Annotated in this window: 15 protein-coding genes; 9 read left to right on the forward strand and 6 right to left on the reverse strand. The window is 64.6% G+C overall.

The window, feature by feature from the left end:
• The first annotated feature begins 340 nt into the window (after nucleotides 1–340).
• Entirely contained in the window at nucleotides 341–2506 is a 2166-nt protein-coding gene (locus N2604_RS03935) for an EAL domain-containing protein (protein WP_260373895.1), read from the forward strand.
• A 144-nt stretch (nucleotides 2507–2650) separates the two neighbouring features.
• Here N2604_RS03935 and N2604_RS03940 read toward each other — a convergent pair whose 3' ends face one another.
• On the reverse strand, nucleotides 2651–2899 hold the full coding sequence (locus N2604_RS03940; RefSeq protein ID WP_260373897.1) for a hypothetical protein: 249 nt from the start codon (nucleotides 2897–2899) through the stop codon (nucleotides 2651–2653).
• A 199-nt stretch (nucleotides 2900–3098) separates the two neighbouring features.
• Here N2604_RS03940 and N2604_RS03945 point away from each other — a divergent pair, with 199 nt between their 5' ends.
• The 6 genes from N2604_RS03945 to N2604_RS03970 all read left to right on the forward strand — a co-directional run bounded on the left by N2604_RS03945 (nucleotide 3099) and on the right by N2604_RS03970 (nucleotide 9589).
• A complete protein-coding gene (locus N2604_RS03945; RefSeq protein WP_260373898.1) occupies nucleotides 3099–3353 on the forward strand; it encodes a DUF2933 domain-containing protein in 255 nt (84 codons plus the stop codon).
• Entirely contained in the window at nucleotides 3353–4030 is a 678-nt protein-coding gene (locus N2604_RS03950) for an isoprenylcysteine carboxylmethyltransferase family protein (RefSeq protein ID WP_260373899.1), read from the forward strand. The genes N2604_RS03945 and N2604_RS03950 overlap by 1 nt, the downstream gene beginning before the upstream one ends.
• Before the next feature lie 79 nt (nucleotides 4031–4109).
• Nucleotides 4110–5243, forward strand: a complete 1134-nt coding sequence (locus tag N2604_RS03955) for an OpgC domain-containing protein (RefSeq protein ID WP_260373900.1) — start codon at nucleotides 4110–4112, stop codon at nucleotides 5241–5243.
• 88 nt (nucleotides 5244–5331) lie between these two features.
• The gene (locus N2604_RS03960; protein WP_260376427.1) at nucleotides 5332–5979 is read left to right on the forward strand and encodes an ABC transporter ATP-binding protein; all 648 of its coding nucleotides are present in this window, start codon (nucleotides 5332–5334) and stop codon (nucleotides 5977–5979) included.
• Between the two features lie 5 nt (nucleotides 5980–5984).
• The gene (locus N2604_RS03965; protein ID WP_260376428.1) at nucleotides 5985–8348 is read left to right on the forward strand and encodes an ABC transporter permease; all 2364 of its coding nucleotides are present in this window, start codon (nucleotides 5985–5987) and stop codon (nucleotides 8346–8348) included.
• Nucleotides 8349–8350: 2 nt separating this feature from the next.
• Entirely contained in the window at nucleotides 8351–9589 is a 1239-nt protein-coding gene (locus N2604_RS03970; RefSeq protein WP_260373901.1) for an efflux RND transporter periplasmic adaptor subunit, read from the forward strand.
• Between the two features lie 47 nt (nucleotides 9590–9636).
• On the opposite strand, the gene N2604_RS03975 is transcribed toward N2604_RS03970, so the two are convergent.
• Together N2604_RS03975 and N2604_RS03980 are read right to left on the reverse strand one after the other, a co-directional pair.
• Nucleotides 9637–10038: a GNAT family N-acetyltransferase gene (locus tag N2604_RS03975; RefSeq protein WP_409241676.1), complete on the reverse strand. Its 402-nt coding sequence runs from the start codon at nucleotides 10036–10038 to the stop codon at nucleotides 9637–9639.
• Between the two features lie 223 nt (nucleotides 10039–10261).
• The gene (locus N2604_RS03980; protein WP_260373903.1) at nucleotides 10262–10720 is read right to left on the reverse strand and encodes a GNAT family N-acetyltransferase; all 459 of its coding nucleotides are present in this window, start codon (nucleotides 10718–10720) and stop codon (nucleotides 10262–10264) included.
• 114 nt (nucleotides 10721–10834) lie between these two features.
• Here N2604_RS03980 and N2604_RS03985 point away from each other — a divergent pair, with 114 nt between their 5' ends.
• Entirely contained in the window at nucleotides 10835–12136 is a 1302-nt protein-coding gene (locus N2604_RS03985) for a serine hydrolase (protein WP_260373904.1), read from the forward strand.
• Nucleotides 12137–12325: 189 nt separating this feature from the next.
• Nucleotides 12326–13288, forward strand: a complete 963-nt coding sequence (locus N2604_RS03990; protein WP_260373905.1) for a tetratricopeptide repeat protein — start codon at nucleotides 12326–12328, stop codon at nucleotides 13286–13288.
• Between the two features lie 730 nt (nucleotides 13289–14018).
• Here the strand turns inward: N2604_RS03990 and N2604_RS03995 are convergent.
• The 3 genes from N2604_RS03995 to lepA all read right to left on the reverse strand — a co-directional run bounded on the left by N2604_RS03995 (nucleotide 14019) and on the right by lepA (nucleotide 17130).
• Complete coding sequence (locus N2604_RS03995; protein ID WP_260373906.1) at nucleotides 14019–14519, reverse strand: GrpB family protein; 501 nt, start codon at nucleotides 14517–14519, stop codon at nucleotides 14019–14021.
• A 211-nt stretch (nucleotides 14520–14730) separates the two neighbouring features.
• Nucleotides 14731–14958 carry a hypothetical protein gene (locus tag N2604_RS04000; protein ID WP_260373907.1) on the reverse strand — a complete coding sequence of 76 codons (228 nt, stop codon included), beginning with the start codon at nucleotides 14956–14958 and terminating at the stop codon, nucleotides 14731–14733.
• Between the two features lie 360 nt (nucleotides 14959–15318).
• A complete protein-coding gene (gene lepA, locus N2604_RS04005; protein ID WP_260373908.1) occupies nucleotides 15319–17130 on the reverse strand; it encodes a translation elongation factor 4 in 1812 nt (603 codons plus the stop codon).
• Nucleotides 17131–17201 lie beyond the last annotated feature (71 nt).

The following is a 17201-nucleotide window of genomic DNA, read 5'->3' on the forward strand; positions in this document are numbered from 1 at the left end:
ATCCTGCATTGACCAAAATTCATGCGAGGCGCGAGAAAATTCTGCGGCTCGCATGCAATTGCGCGCGATTTCGGAACCGATTCAGGCGCGCGCGCAATTTTGCACCGGATCGCTCATTGATTGCGGCGCCGCACTCAGTCTTATGGCGCCCGCAGCCGCTCGCCGCGCCGCGCAAATAGGCAGCAAGCGCCGCCGCATGCGGATCGCGGCCGGGCAAGATTACTTTTTTTTCAGACACTTGCCCCAAGACTTCACGACCAAGACTTGCGGCCGCTGGGCGCGACTGGGACGAGTGAAGTTGAGTTTGGGGTCTCGAAAAGCAAGAAAGCGAAAGCACAGCGTGCTTGCCCGTGCCGGCCAGAAGGCGCGCAAGCCGCGTTTCGCGCGCGCCTCGCGCGCTCCTTCCGAACGCGACGAAGTGCTGCGCAGCCGCGCCGAGGCGGAAGCTGCGATCGCGGAGGCGCGCAAGTCGCATGAGCGCCTGCGCCAGGCGATCGACATCCTGCCGCAAGGCATCGTGTTTCTCGATGCCGAAGGCCGCTACGTCCTCTGGAACAAGAAATACGCCGAGATCTACAGCAAGACGGCCGATCTGTTCGAGGAAGGCGCGCGGCTCGAGGACACGCTGCGCATCGGCGTCGCCCGCGGCGACTATCCCGAGGCCATCGGCAACGAGGACGCCTGGATCGCCGATCGCCTGCAAAAGCTCTACAAGCCCGGCGCGCGCCACGAGCAGAAGCTGTCGGACGGCCGCGTCATCCTGATCGACGAGCGCTTGACCGATGACGGCGGCGTCGTCGGCCTGCGCGTCGATATCACCGAGCTCAAGCAGCGCGAGGCCTCGTTCCGCCTGCTGTTCGACGGCAATCCCGTGCCCATGATCGTCTGCGCACTGGACGACGAGAGCATCCTCGGCGTCAACGATGCCGCGGTCGCGCATTACGGCTACAGCCGGGCCGAGTTCGAGCGATTGAAGATCCGCTCCTTGCAGGCCTTCGACAGCGAGCCGCCCTGGACCATCGATGAGAACGGCGACGAGCAGGCCGGCCGCACCTGGAAGCATGTCAAGGCCGACGGCGCGCTGATCGACCTTGCGATCTATTCCCGCGAGCTGACCTATGCCGAGCGGCCCGCGGTGCTGCTCGCGCTGATGGACATCACCGAGCGCAAGCGTGCCGAGGCGCGGCTCGCCTTCATGGCCCAGCACGACGGGCTGACCGGCCTGCCCAATCGCAGCCTGCTGCGGCAGCAGGTGGACGAGATGCTGCTGCACACGCGGCGCAGCGCCGAGAAGGTCGCGCTCCTGATGCTGGGGCTCGACAATTTCAAGGCGGTCAACGACACGCTGGGGCACGCGGTCGGCGACAAGCTCCTGCGCGGCGTCGCCAAGCGGCTGCGCTCCACCTTGCGGGAAGAGGACGCGCTGGCGCGGCTCAATTCCGACGAGTTCGCGATCGTGCAGAGCGGCCTGGCGCGTCCCGAGGACGCGGTGATGCTGGCCAAGCGCGTCCTGGCGGCCATTGCCGATCCCTATCTGCTCGACGGCCATTCCGTGGTGATCGGCGCCTCGATCGGCATTGCAATGGCGCCGGGGGACGGCGACGATTCCGAAAAGCTGCTCAAGAGCGCCGACATGGCGCTGTCGCGCGCCAAGCTGGATGCGCGCGGCAGCTTCGCCTTCTTCGAGGCAGCGCTCGATGCGAAGGCGCAGAGCCGCCGCAAGATCGAGGTCGAGTTGCGCGATGCGATCCAGAACGACGTGCTGCGGCCGTACTACCAGCCGCTGATCGACCTCTCGAGCGGCCGCATCACCGGCTTCGAGGCGCTGGTGCGCTGGCCGCATGCCGAGCGCGGCATGGTGTCGCCGGCCGAGTTCATTCCGGTCGCCGAGGACACCGGCCTGATCAATCCGCTCGGCGGGCTGATGCTGCGCCGGGCCTGCCTCGATGCCGCGGCCTGGCCGGACGACGTCCGCGTCGCCGTCAACCTGTCGCCGCTCCAGTTCCGCAGCGGCAATCTGCTCTCGATGGTGACGGACGCGCTGAAACATTCCGGCCTGCCGCCGCGGCGGCTCGAACTCGAGATCACCGAGACGCTGCTCCTTGAGAAGAGCGCGCAGGTGCTGGCGACGCTGCATGCGCTCCGCGCGCTCGGGGTGCGCATCTCCATGGACGATTTCGGCACCGGCTATTCCAGCCTCAGCTACCTACGCAGCTTTCCGTTCGACAAGATCAAGATCGACCAGTCGTTCGTGCGCGATCTCGGGGCCAACCGCGAGGCCCAGGCGATCATCCGCTCCATCGTCAGCCTCGGCAAAGGCCTCGGCGTCACCATCACCGCCGAAGGCGTCGAGACCGAGGCCGAGCTCAGCTGCCTCCGTGCCGAAGGCTGCCATGAGGGTCAGGGCTTCCTGTTCAGCAAGGCCCGGCCGAATGCGGAGATCATCAGCCTGCTGGCCGCACAGCGCGGCATCGACGGCGACGAGGACGCCGCGCTGGTGGCGTGACCACTCCGTCTCACAGCTAAAGCATGATAAACCGTGCTGTGGCGGTCCGAACCGCGAGCAGCAACCCAAAGCGCGGTGACGACTTATGCTCGTCTCATCGCGCTTTGGCCGGAACCGGGCCCGCTGCGCGGGCCCTGGACAGGCTCACTTGGTCTTTTCGCCCATGTGGTGAGGCGTCGAGGTGTTGGGGCCGCCGGTGTAATGATGGCCGCCTGACGCCGCGTTCGACGAACTGCCGGTCGTATCCTTCTTGCCCATGTGGTGGGGCACTTCCGTCTTCGGCCCGCCGGTGTAGTGGTGGCCGCTCTTTTCCTTGTCCGTGGTCTGCGCCATCGCCGGCGCCGCCAGCAGGCAAATAACGCCAGCTGCGGCCAAGAGAGTCTTCGTGATCATGTCCATCCTCCAGGATTGAGAAGGCCGCATCATAGGAGGCGGCGGAACGCACCGCCTTGAGAAATGTCAAGGTGCGGCGAAGTCCGCGCTCACGTCCGCACCTTGCCATGCGAGCCAAGCGTCGGCGCCCTGGGCCTTGATGTGAATCAAATCTGGTGACGGCCGCCCCGCTAGGCTTCGATAGCCGCAGGAGCGTGCCATGACGGTGCAAGACCAATCCGATTTTAGAGAGCGCCCCAAAGCGGGCATGTCCACCAAAGCCAAAGCCGGCCTGGTCCTGCTCGGATTCCTGATCGTCGCCGGCGCGCTGCTGTTCACCGAGCACCAGGCCCACGTGCTCGGGCTTCTGGTCTGGCTGCCCCTCATCGCCTGTCCGCTCATGCATCTCTTCATGCATGGCGGACACGGCCACCATCACGGCAATGGCCGGCCGAACGACCAAAGGAGCGTGTGATGCACGACGCCGCGCCGGCCTATGGCCTCTGGAGCCTCGTCATCGTCAATTCGGCGGTCTTCATCCTGTTTGCCTATTCTTTCTTCAAGCCGCAGACCTCGCGCGACTGGCGCTCCTTCGGCGCGTTCAGTGCGTTCCTGGTGGCGCTGTTCGTCGAGATGTACGGCTTCCCGCTCACCATCTACTTCCTGTCGGGCTGGCTGCAGTCGCGCTATCCGAACGTCGACTGGTTCTCGCATGATGCCGGCCACCTGCTCGAGATGATGTTCGGCTGGAAGACCAACCCGCATGCCGGTCCGTTCCACGTCCTGAGCTTCATCTTCATCGGTGCGGGATTCCTTCTGATCGCCGCCGCCTGGCGGGTGCTGTACGACGCGCAGCAGACCCGGAGCCTCGCGACCAGCGGGGCTTACAGCTATGTCCGGCATCCGCAATATGTCGGCTTCGTCCTCGTGATGTTCGGCTTCCTGCTGCAATGGCCGACCATCCTCACGCTGGCGATGTTTCCGGTCCTGACCGCGATGTACGTCAAGCTCGCGAAAGACGAGGAGCGGGACGCCAGGACGGAGTTCGGCGAGGCCTATGCGAAATACGCCGCCGACGTTCCGGCCTTCATCCCGCGCCTCAGCCGAATTCTCGGGCAGGGCTCGGCCGGCAGCACCTATCGTCACGGCTGATCCCAGGCGATCAGCTCACCGAGCAGGCGCAATTGCCAGTGCGTGGAGGCGCACCAACCAGGAGAGGCAGCGCGCAGGCGTGACATCGATTGCGACCATACCGCGGGCGATGACGAAGCGCGATCTTCGGATCGACCTCTTTCGCGGCCTTTCGCTCTGGTGGATCTATATCAATCACATCCCGGAAGGCTATCTGAACAGGTTCACGCCCAAGAACTTCGGCTTCAGCGATGCGGCGGAGATTCTCGTCTTCCTGTCGGGCCTGGCGTCCGGCATCGTCTATGGCGATCTCTTGCGCCGGTCCGGCTTTGCGGTCGCGAGCTCACGCATGTTGCGCCGTTCGTTCGAGATCTACATCGCGCAGATTTTGACGGTCGTCCTGCTGCTGGCGGAAGTGTCGTATATCGCGGCATGGCAGCCCATCATGTTCGATCACGCCAACCTGGCCATCCTGGTGCAACAGCCCGCTGAAACACTGCGTCAGGTGGCGTTGTTGCGGTATTCACCTGTCAATCTCGATCCTCTGCTGTTGATGGTCATCCTCCATTTCGCGCTCATCGTCATCGTTCCGCTGACCATAGGCGCCTGGCCGCTGGCCCTGACCGGATCCGTCGCTCTCTATGTTCTCGCCCATCTGTTCGACTGGTACATCCCGGCCTATCCGAAGGGGCAACTTTATTTCAATCCGCTGAACTGGCAGCTGCTGTTCGTGATCGGCATCTGGTGGGGCGCAAGCCGCGGCGATTGGCAATTGGCCATCCTCAAGTCCCGGTCTCTTGCCGTTCTGGCGGCGGCCTATGTGCTGTTCTCGTTCGTCATCACCCTGGGCTGGCAGATCCACGCCATCGAAGACTACGTGCCGGGATGGCTGTCGCGGCTGATCTATCCGATCGACAAGACCAATCTCGACGTCTTGCGCCTGTTGCATTTTGCCGCGCTCGCGCTGCTGTGCTGGCGCCTGCTGCCAAGCAATGCCAGCATCCTGAAAGCGAAATCGCTGCTGCCGCTGATACGATGCGGCGAATATTCGCTTGCGGTCTACTGCGCCAGCGTCCTGCTGTCGTTTGCGGTTCATGCCGTTCTCAGCTTGGGCTGGAACAGTCTCGCAGCGCAGGCGCTGCTCACTCTCCTGGGGCTCATCCTGATGAGCGCCCTGGCGATATCGCTCGCAGCGATCAATCGCGGCGTCTTTTCTGATTTGCGGCCGCTGTAATGGGAATACGAACGTGCAGGCAAATTCGACGAGCGGGCCTGTCTTCACTGCGAAGTCGCTGACCAAGACCTACGTCTCCGGCGAGGTGATGGTGCATGCGCTCAGAAACGTCGATCTGGAGATCGCCGAGAAGGAAGTCGTCGTGCTGCTCGGCCCCTCCGGCAGCGGCAAGACGACGTTGCTCAACATCATGGGCGGTCTCGACCGGCCGAGCAGCGGCAAGCTGTACTTCCGCGATCTCGACCTGACCGACCTGAAGGACCGCGAGCTGACGCTGTATCGCCGCGACCATGTCGGCTTCGTCTTCCAGTTCTACAATCTGGTGCCGAGCCTCACCGCCTTTGAGAACGTCGCGCTGGTCACCGAGGTTGCCAGAAGCCCGATGCGGCCTGCCGACGCGCTCGCGCTGGTCGGGCTGGAACAGCGGATGCATCATTTCCCCGCCCAGCTCTCCGGCGGCGAGCAGCAGCGCGTGGCGATTGCCCGTGCCATCGCCAAGCGTCCCGCGGTGCTGCTCTGCGACGAGCCGACCGGGGCGCTGGATTCGAAGACCGGCATCCGCGTCATCGACGCGCTGCTCGGCGTCAACCGGCAGCTCGGAACCACGACGCTCATCATCACCCACAATGCCAGCATCCAGGAGGTCGCCGACAGGGTGCTGTTCTTCGCCGACGGCCGCATCTCCCGGATTCACACCAACGAGACCCGGCGGCAAGCCGCCGAGCTCATCTGGTGACCGCCATGCAGGCGCTCGACATCAAGCTGTTTCGCGACGTCAGGCGGCTCTGGGCGCAGGTGCTCGCCGTCGCGCTGGTCGTCGGAGGCGGCGTTGCGACGCTGGTGCTCGCGGTCGGCTCGCATCGGTCGCTGGAGGAGACGCGGATCGCCTATTACGAACGCTACGGCTTTGGCGATGTGTTTGCTCAGGTCAAGCGCGCTCCCAAGGCGCTCGCCGGCAGGATCGGCGAGATCCCCGGCGTTGCCGCCGTCGACACCCGCATCGCCAAGCCGGCGCTGCTCGACATTCCCGGTTTCTCCGCGCCGGCCAGCGCGCATTTCGTTTCCCTGCCCGACAACGGCGAGGCGCATCTCAACCGGCTCTATATGCGGTCCGGGCGCCTGCCGGAGCCCGGACGTTCCGAAGAAATCGTCGTCAACGCGCCGTTCGCCCGCGCCCACGGCTTCTCGGAGGGCGCGCGGTTTTCGGCCATCCTGAACGGCAAGAAACGCGAGCTCGTCATCGTCGGCACGGCGCTGTCGCCCGAGTTCGTCTTCACCGTCGGTCCGGGCGACCTGATGCCCGATGACCGCCGCTACGCCATCGTCTGGATGTCGGAGAAGGCGCTCGCCGGCGTCTACGATCTCGACGGCGCCTTCTCGGCGGTGTCGATCAAGCTGCAGCCCGGCGCGTCCGAGCGCGAGGTGATCGCGCGGCTCGACGCCTTGCTCGATCCCTATGGCGGCCAGGCGGCCCATGGGCGCAAGGACCAGACCTCGCATGCCTGGCTCGATCACGAGCTCGACATGCTCAACAACATGAGCCGCACGCTGCCGCCGATCTTCCTGCTGGTGGCCGCGTTCCTGGTCAACCTCACCTTGACCCGCCTTGTCGCGCTCGAGCGCGAGCAGATCGGCCTGTTCAAGGCGCTGGGCTATTCCAGCGGCAGCGTCATGCTGCACTATCTGAAGTTCGTGGCCCTGATCGTCGCGATCGGAATCGTGCTGGGCAGCGTTGCCGGCACCTGGCTGGGACTGCGCGTCACGGCGCTGTTCGGCGACTTCTTCCACTTCCCGTTCCTGGTGTTCGCGCGGGCGCCGGACCTCTACGCCATCGCGGGCGCGCTCAGCGCGGCGGCGGCCGCGATCGGCGCGTTGCGGGCGCTGCGCGAGGTGGTGAAGCTGCCGCCGGCCATCGCCATGCAGCCGCCGGCCCCGCCGGTCTATCGGCGGCTGCTGCCGGAAAGCGTCCAGCTCGACCGCATCGTGTCGCAGCCGACGTTGATGATGATCCGCAACATCGCGCGGCATCCGGTCCGCGCCGCGTTCACGGCGCTCGGCATGGCGCTGGCCACGGCGATTCTGGTGGTCTCGCTGTTCACGCGCGATTCGATGGAGCACCTGATCGATGTCACCTACTTCCTGGCCGACCGCCAGGACGCGACCATCGGTTTCGCCGAGAAGCGGATCGCGAACGTGGTGGAGCAGGTGAGCCGGCTTCCGGGCGTGCTCGCCGCCGAGCCGTTCCGCGAGGTGCCCGTCCGCATTCGCCATGGCAACATCGAGCGGCGGATCGCGATCAGCGGCCGGCCCGCCGGCGCTGATCTCAGGCGCATCATCGACGCCGATCTGCGGCCCGTCGCGCTTCCCGAAACCGGCCTTGCGATCTCCGGCATGCTCGCCCACATCCTCGGCGTCTCGCCCGGCGACACCGTCGAGCTCGATCTCCTGGAAGGCGCCCGTCGCACCGTAACCATGCCGGTCGTGGCCAAAGTCGAGGACTATTTCGGCATCCGCGGCATGATGGACATCGAGGCACTGCGCAAGCTGATGCGCGAGGCGCCGGTCGTGAACAGTGTGAACCTCAGCCTCGACGGCAACAGGACGGAGGATTTCTACGCGGCGGTGAAGTCGATGCCGACCGTCGGCGGCGTGGCGCTGCAGCGCGTGTCGCTGGCGAACTTCCGCAAGACCGTCGCCTTGCTCGTCACCACGATGGCGAGCATCTACACCGGGCTCGCGGCGGTGATCGCGTTCGGCGTGGTCTACAACAACGCCCGCATCTCGCTGTCCGAGCGGGCGCGCGAGCTGGCGAGCCTGCGCGTGCTCGGCTTCACGCGTGGCGAGGTGCTGCGCATCCTGCTCCTGGAGCTCGCCATCCTCACCGCGATCGCCCAGCCGCCCGGCTGGCTGATGGGCTATGGGCTGGCATGGGTGATGAAGACGAACCTGGCCGGCGAATTGATGCGCGTGCGCCTCGTCGTCGAGCATTCGACCTATGTCATCGCGACCTCCGTCGTGGTGCTGGCCGCCATCGCCTCTGCCGCCGTCATCCGGGAACGCATCGACAAACTGGACCTCGTCGCGGTCCTCAAGACGCGAGATTAGCCATGCCCGCCAACTGGACCAAACGTATCGTCGGCGCCGCGCTCCTGGTGGCGATTGCAGGAGGGCTGGCCTGGTTCGCCTGGCCGCGGCCGGTCCTGGTCGATCTCGCGACCGTGGCGAAGGGACCGATCGAGGTCACGGCGGACGACGACGGCAAGACCCGCGTCCGCCACGTCTACACCGTCTCGGCGCCGATCGCAGGCAAGGTCCTCAGGATCTCGCATCCGCTCGGCGAGCACGGACCTTCGCTCCATGTCGGCGACGAGGTAACCGCCAACCAGACCGTCGTCGCGCTGATGCAGCCGGCGCTGCCGGGCTTCATCGACGTGCGCTCGCGCGACCAGCTCCAGGCCGAGGTCCTGGCTGCGGATGCTGCCATTCAGCAGCAGGAAGCCGAGCTGAAGCGGATCGAAGCCGCGCTGGACTTTGCCCGGACCGAATTCCAGCGGGCGCAAACGCTGTTGCGGACACAGTCCGTTTCAGCCCAGGCCTTCGACAAGGCGAAGTTCGAGGTCGCCACCAGCGAGGCCGCCCTGGCGAGCGCCAAGGCCCAGGTCGAGATGCGTCGCGCGGTGCGCACCAGTCTTGCGGCGCGGCTGATGGATCCGGCCAATGCCGCGCCATCCGCGGAGCCGATGTGCTGCATCCGCGTGCTGGCGCCTGCAAGCGGACGGGTGCTGAAGATCATCCAGGACAGCGAGACGACGGTTCTGCCCGGGGCGCCGCTGGTCGATATCGGCAACCCGCTCGATCTCGAGGTCGTCGCCGACCTGCTCTCGACCGACGCCGTCCAGATCAAGGTCGGCGCGCCGGCCCGCATCGACGGTTGGGGCGGGCAGCCGATCAGGGGCAGGGTGGTCCGCGTCGACCCTGCCGGCTTCCTGAAGGTCTCCGCGCTCGGCATCGAGGAGCAGCGCGTCCGCGTCACCATCGACTTCACCGATCCGCCGGAGGCGTGGGCCTCGCTCGGACACGATTATCGTGTCATCGTCCACGTCACCACCTGGAGCGCTCCTGACGCCCTGACCGTGCCGGTGAGCGCCTTGTTTCGGAAAGCCGATCAATGGGCCGTTTTCACCGACGACAACGGCCGCGCCAAAACCGTCCCCATCCGGATCGGCCACCGCAACAACCGCACCGCCGAAGTCCTCTCAGGCCTTTCCGCCGGCGACCGCGTCGTGCTGCACCCGAGCGACCGCATCGCCGACGGGGTCAGGATCGCGCAAAGAAGCGTGGAGTAGGCAACACGTCGGACTCTGCGCAGCGATTGCCGTCGTGTGGACCAGCTCTAGCTCCGGTCGATAAGCACTCTCTCCATGATGATCGTGCGTTCGTCCCCATAATAGCTGTCGCGCACCGTGTTGAATCCCAGTCGCGCATAGAAGCTCTCTGCGGTGACCGATGATGGGACCGTCAAGGACGAGATGTTTCGCTCGCGCGCTGTGCGCTCGATCTCGGCCATCAGCAGCTTGCCGATCCCGCGGGCCTGAACGTCCGGGGCAACGAAGACGGTGCGGACGGCGCTTCTGTCGAGGCTTGCCGTTCCGACCAGGCGACTGCCGATCGTGGCAACGAAAACGGTGCGCTGCCCGATCAGCCGGCGCACGGCGTCCGGGTCGAAGCTGCGCTCGATCCGGGCGATGATCTCCGCCGTATAGTCCTTCGCATTCGTCTCGCGCAGCGCACGCAAGATGACCGCGCTGATGGCCGCGGCGTCATCGTCGAGCGCGCGCCTGATGCTGCATTCCATGTCGCCTCATTTAGCCTCTCGCGACCCCCGGAACGATCTGATCATAGGTGCCAATGCTACACCAATCGGATCGGCGTCAGAAAGTCCATCCGGCCATTGAGGCAAGGCTTGGCAGGCAAGGCTTGGGAGGCAAGGCTTGGGAGGCAAGGCTTGGCAGAGCTGCTCACGGACCGGCGGCAGGCTCAGGGATCGGCAGATGCGCTTGGTGAGACCAGGGTTGGCCGTCGACCGCGGTGAATCCCATCGCTTCCCAAAACCGCACAGCGCCGGCATTTCCTGCGTGAACAGTGACCGTTGCAACCTTCCCTGCAGCGTCTTGCAGCAAGGCGTTCGCGATGGCCCTGGCGATTTTGCGTCTCCTGTAGTCCCGGTGCACGTAAAACCGCCGCATCCGCCACATCGGCACAGGCGCCGATGCAGGCTCGTTGGTGATCGCGCCGATGCCCGCCAATCTGCCATCCAGGTGGCAGGTGAATATGGCGTGAAACATGGCGCGATGAGTTGCGAACTCCGCACCCAGTCGGGTCATGTGCGCGTGCCCATCGGCCTTGGCATCGGCTTCCAGCGCGGGAAAATCCGTGGGAAGAGTGTCGGCGGTCCGTTCCAGGGAAATGATGGTCATGACGCAGTTCGCCCCGCAGCTGACACCGTTTGCCCGCGATGATAGCATGCGTCACCGGCCTGCGATGCTATTCTCATCAGCGCACACGCACGAACGTGCGGGGAGGCAAGTCCAATGAACTGGGGAGCGCCGTTTAGGCCGCGCGGGTGCCGCAGGCTTTTCCTGCCCGTCATTTTCGCCTCTGCGCTCTGGGCGCCGTTGGCATGCGCGCAGGACGTCCGAAGCGCGCCCGCCGCGCCGGGGCCGGTCTTTTCGGATAGCGGTCCCGATGCCGAGCTCTACGGCGCGGCTGAAGGCTACCCGGTCGGCACGCGCGGAGCCGCTCCGGAGCTCAACAAGCTCGTCGGGAGCTACAGCCATTTCGGCGAGATCTATCCCTCGCGCCGGGTCGCTCGCGCGACGGCGCCCTGGCAATTCAAGCGCGCGCCGGAGCCGCAGGTCGCCTACAGTTTTGGCACCGAAAAGCTGAGCATCGCGGACTACCTCAAGCGCAACCCGGTGACGGGACTCCTGATCGCCAGGGACGACACCATCCTGTACGAGCATTATCAATATGCGCGGACCGACCATCACCGCTTTGTCTCGCAGTCCATGGCGAAGACGCTGGTGGCCATGCTGGTCGGGATCGCAGTCTCGGAGGGACGGATCAAGTCGATCGACGACCTGGTCTCGACCTATGTCCCCGGCCTCGCAGGCACGGAATATGGCAACACATCCATCCGCGCCTTGTTGAACATGTCTTCGGGCGTCGAATTCTCGGAAGTCTATGATGGGAACGACGACATCGCCCGGCTCGGGCGGGCCCTGTTCGTCGGCGCGCCGAAAGATCCCGCCGCCATCGTCGCGCAATTCAACACCCGGACCGCACCGCCGGGCACAAAATTCCACTATGCCAGCGTTGAAACCGAGATCCTCGGGCTGGTCCTGCGCGCCGCCACAGGCACGCCGGTCGCCGACTATCTGCACGACCGGATCTGGGATCCCATCGGCACCGAGGCGGACGCCTCCTGGGCGATCGACGGCACCGGGCAGGAGATCGCCTTTTGCTGCTTCAACGCAACCCTGCGCGACTATGCGCGCCTGGGTCGGTTGCTCGCCCATGACGGCGCCTGGGAAGGCCGGCAGCTGATCCCTCGGCAATGGCTGCTGGATGCCACCACCGTGCGGCCGGCCGACGGCCATCTCGCCCCGCACGTGGCCACGCGCTATTTCGGCTACGGCTATCAGGTCTGGCTCCTCCCCGGCGAGCAGCGCCGATTTGCCCTGCTCGGCATCCGCGGTCAGGTCATCCTGGTCGATCCGGCCTCCAAGCTCGTCATGGTGCACACGGCCGTTCGCCAAAAGCCGTCCGAGCCGGGCGCGCTCCGGGAGCCGCTGGCGTTGTGGTTCGCCGTGCTTCAACAGCTCGGGCAATGATGAATTGCTGACGCCCGCCGGCGGCATACAGCCGCGCCGTCGCCCGGTCGGTCGCGTTCGTCCTCCTGGCCGGTACTTGGCAACTTTCCGGTGACGGGCCCGTCAGCGCCGCGGCTGCATTGAACCTGTCCGGCTTCCGGGACCACCAACGGCGCGTGGTCGCTGATGTCAGCGACGAGAGAAGGCGCGATGAAGGCTCTGAAAGCATCGATCTGTGTTGCGGTCACGGCGCTTGCCCTGAGCCTGCCGTTCGGCGCGCCATCCTATGCCGGAGACGACGAGACGGACGCGCTCACGCGGCAGATGAAGGAGCTTTATCGGGCCGGGAAGTACATGGAAGCCTTGCCGCTGGCCCAGAAGTCTCTCTCGCTTCACGAGAAGGAGTTCGGACCTGACGATGCGCGCGTCGCGATGCCGCTGAGCGACCTCGGCACGATCCATCACAATCTCGGCGAATACGCCGTTGCCGAGCCGCTGTACAAGCGCGCGCTGGCCATCCGCGAGAAGACGCTCGGTCCGGATCACGCGGAAGTCGCAATGGTGCTGAACAATCTCGGCGATCTCTATCGCGCGGAAAGACGCTACGCCGAGGCGGAGCCGGTCCTCAAGCGGTCGATCGCCATCGACGAGAAAGTGCTCGGCTCCGACGATCCCTTGATCGTGTTGCCGCTGTGCAATCTCGGCGCCGTCTACAGTGGCCAGGGTCGCTACGATCAGGCCGAGCCGCTGTTCGAGCGAGGTCTCGCCGTGCTGCAGAAAGCGCTCGGCCCCGACGAGCTCGAAGCCACGGTGCTGATGAACAATTTGGCCGACACCTACACCCAGCAGCATCGCTATGCCGATGCCGAGCGGCTGTTGCAGCGGTCGATGGCCGTGACCGAGAAGGCGTACGGCCCCGATCATCCCGACATCGCGCAGGCGCTGAACAATCTCGGTGCGCTCTATGGGCGTCAGGGACGCAACGCCGAGGCCGAGCGGCTGTTCAAGCAGTCGGTGGCCATTTTCGAGAAGAGCTTCGGCCCCGATCATCCGGATCTTGCTGGTGTCCTGGATAACCTCGCCAGTCTCTACAACAGTCAAGGCCGCCATGCCGATGCCGAGCAAGTCCTGAAACGGTCGATGGCCATCCGGGGCAAGACAAGGCCGATCTGAAGCAGCGCGGGATGGTCGGGCGAGGTGTCCGCCGTCGCCCGAAGAGCGAAGGTGCAATCGAAAGCCAGCGAATTTCGTCGGATCGTTAGCGAGCATCGCTCCGGCGCGATGAAATGAGGCTTGATCGTTCCAATGACGGAGGTGCGCTCCCTCTCCCGCAAGCGGGAGAGGGCTGGGGAGAGGGTGTTTCCGCGGTGGGACAATCCCAAGAGGAGAAAGCCCTCACCCGGCGCTTCGCCATAGCCGGGGCTTTGCCTCGGCGTCTTTTGAGATGACGGCCGCCAAAAGCGGCCTATGCCTCTCCCGCAAGCGGGAGAGGGAGTGCACTTACGTTGTAGCAATCAAACCTGATCTCATCCTGCTTGTGGCGGCGGCCTGCGTGCACGCCTCGTCCTTCGAGACGGCGCTAACGCGCCTCCTCAGGATGAGGCTGATCAGCGTCAGTGCGCGTTGAAACTGCTGCCGCGCACTCCGCCCTCATCCTGAGGAGCCCGCCCAAGCGGGCGTCTCGAAGGATGGCCGCAGGAACAAACTCTCAAATGCGATAGTCCTGCTCTGCATGGGGACGTGTTTCTGTTTGCGGCCGCGCAGCAGCTCGTAGGATGGGTAGAGCGACTTGTCGCCGTAGCTCGAAGAGCAAAGGCGGAAGCGAAACCCATCAGGCTCTATCCTGACAATAGGATCGACCTAACCAGAATTGCGAGATGCTGCACCACCAGCAGATGAGCAATCAATCAAGTTTGGCGAGGATGTCTCGGATGAACGGATCTTTGGCGATCAGGTACTGCCGAATACCCGAGGCATTTTCGCGCTCGAGCCTCAGTTTCAAATCCTGATATCTCGAGCGATCTCCGGCATGCTGACGCAGGTGATCCCGAAATTTCAGCATCCGCGCAATCTCTCCATGATCTTCAAGACACACATGAAGCTTGTGCGTTCGGGCGCCGTTGACGTCCCGCTTAAAGAAATGATGGCCTGGAGAAAGGTCGCCGCCACGGCGATAGCCGAGGGTTGCCAATGATCGGCTCCAATCTTCCAGCCCGCTGTCCGACCGCACCACTGCAAGGACGTCAATTTCAGCCTTTGCCGCCAATTCGGGCACAGCGGTGCTTCCAACGTGATGAATGTCGATCAACGCGGAGCTGAAAACGGGCTTCAGCCGCGCCTCTTCCGCCGCGTATTGCTGCGGCCAGGTCGGATCGTAAGGCGTGATAGGGCTGGTGAGCGGCATGTCGAACCGTTAAGCTGAAACACGAACTCCGCCTAGTTCGCAGCTCGTAGGATGGCGACTTGTCCGCCGTAGCTCGAAGAGCAAAGGCGGAAGCGAAATCCATCAAACTTTATCCTCACAATCGGATTGAGCTGGCGAGAAGCAAGAGATACTGCGTCTGCCCGCATCAGGGCGATGGGTTTCGCAAGACCTCAACCCATCCTGCGGGCTCTCAGATGACACTTGCGGCCAGCAGGGAAGCGCCGCCAACCGCGACCAGCACGAGTCCGGGCCAGTTCGATTTGATGCTGAAGCCGCTACCCGGCGCTTTAGGCTCCAGCGTGTCAAGTCTGGAGCGAGGCCGTTTGGTACCGCTCAGCCGGCCTCGCCAGATCGGCTGATATGCCATCTGGAGCACGCCGACGAAAACAAGGAGCGCACCAAGCCATATGAGCGTCATGCTCGTCTCCTGCATCAGTGAACCTCGAGAGGTTGCTTCCCGCGGAAACCGCCGCCCTTTGAGAACACTCCGACATAGGGAAACGTCATCCAACCCTGGATGGTTCCTCAGGCGCAACCGGAGGGGACGGGTAAGAGGACTTTACGAGCTCCGGCTACCAATCACACCGGCTGCGATGATGCCACCATACCCCTGTTTTGCCCGACGGGTCAAACCGACTTCGTGAAAATCGAAAAAGGACAGTGCCGCCAAGGGGGCGGCTACTGTGCATGGGGTTGTTTTCGCACTTTTTTGTTTGTCGCCCGGAGAGCGCCTGTTTGCCGGCCCCGGCGACCGAGCGGGCCCGTCCCGAGCGTCGCCTCAGCTGTCGACCTTCAGCGCGGCGATGAAGGCTTCCTGCGGGATGTCGACCTTGCCGAACTGCCGCATCTTCTTCTTGCCTTCCTTCTGCTTCTCCAGAAGCTTGCGCTTGCGCGTGATGTCGCCGCCGTAGCATTTTGCGGTGACGTCCTTGCGCAGCGCGCGCACCGTCTCGCGCGCGATCACCTTGCCGCCGATCGCCGCCTGGATCGGGATCTGGAACATGTGCGGCGGGATCAGCTCCTTCATCTTCTCGACCATGGCGCGGCCGCGCCCCTCCGCACGGGTGCGGTGGACCAGCATCGACAGCGCATCGACCGGCTCGGCATTGACCAGGATCTGCATCTTGACGAGATCGGCCGGCTTGTAGTCGGTCAGGTGATAGTCGAACGAGGCGTAGCCCTTGGAGACCGACTTCAGGCGGTCGTAGAAGTCGAACACCACTTCGTTGAGCGGCAGGTCGTATTTGACCATGGCGCGGGAGCCGACGTAAGTCAGCTCCTTCTGCGCGCCGCGGCGGTCCTGGCACAGCTTCAAGACGCTGCCGAGATATTCGTCCGGCGTGAGGATCGTCGCCTCGATCCAGGGCTCGTCGATCTCGGCGATCTTGACCACGTCGGGCATGTCGACGGGATTGTGGATCTCGATCTCCTGGCCGTCGGTGAGCTTCATCTTGTAGATGACGCTCGGCGCGGTCGCGATCAAATTGAGATCGAACTCGCGCGACAGCCGCTCCTGGATGATCTCGAGGTGCAGCAGCCCGAGGAAGCCGCAGCGGAAGCCGAAGCCGAGCGCAGCTGACGTCTCCATCTCGAACGAGAAGCTGGCGTCGTTGAGGCGCAGCTTGCCCATCGCGGCGCGCAGCGTCTCGAAATCGTCGGCGTCGACCGGGAACAGGCCGCAGAACACCACCGGGATCGCCGGCTTGAAGCCCGGCAGCATCTCGGCGACCGGCTTCCTGTCGTCGGTGATGGTGTCGCCGACGCGGGTGTCGGCGACTTCCTTGATCGCGGCGGTGATGAAGCCGATCTCGCCGGGGCCGAGCTCCTCGACCTGCTGCATCTTCGGCGTGAAGAAGCCGACGCGCTCGACATCGTAGGCCGCGCCGGTGCCCATCATGCGCACGCGCTGGCCCTTCTTCATGGTGCCGTCGACGATGCGCACCAGCACAACGACGCCGAGATAGACGTCGTACCAGCTGTCGACCAGCAGCGCCTTCAGCGTCGCGTCGCGGTCGCCCTTCGGCGGCGGCAGGCGGGTGACGATGGCTTCCAGCACGTCGGGGACGCCGAGGCCGGTCTTGGCCGAGATCATCACCGCATCCGAGGCGTCGATGCCGATGACGTCCTCGATCTGCTGCTTGACCTTCTCGGGCTCGGCGGCGGGCAGGTCGACCTTGTTCAGGACCGGGACGATCTCGTGATTGTTGTCGAGCGCCTGGTAGACGTTGGCCAGTGTCTGCGCTTCGACGCCCTGGCTGGCGTCGACCACGAGCAGGGAACCCTCGCACGCCGCCAGCGACCGCGAGACCTCGTAGGCGAAGTCGACATGGCCGGGCGTGTCCATCAGGTTGAAGATGTAATCCTTGCCGTCCTTGGCGCGGTATTGCAGGCGCACCGTCTGCGCCTTGATCGTGATGCCGCGCTCGCGCTCGATGTCCATGGAATCGAGCACCTGCTCCTTGCCCGCCATCTCGCGGTCGGAAAGGCCGCCGGTCATCTGGATCAGGCGGTCGGCCAGCGTCGATTTTCCATGGTCGATATGGGCGACGATGGAGAAATTGCGGATGTTGGAAATGGGGACGGTCGTCATGGGCGCGGGATACCACTCACATCCCCGTGCGGCAACCATTCACTTGGTCTCCCGCGACCGCACGGGGGCGC

The organism is Bradyrhizobium sp. CB1015 (genome assembly GCF_025200925.1).
Taxonomy (GTDB): domain Bacteria; phylum Pseudomonadota; class Alphaproteobacteria; order Rhizobiales; family Xanthobacteraceae; genus Bradyrhizobium.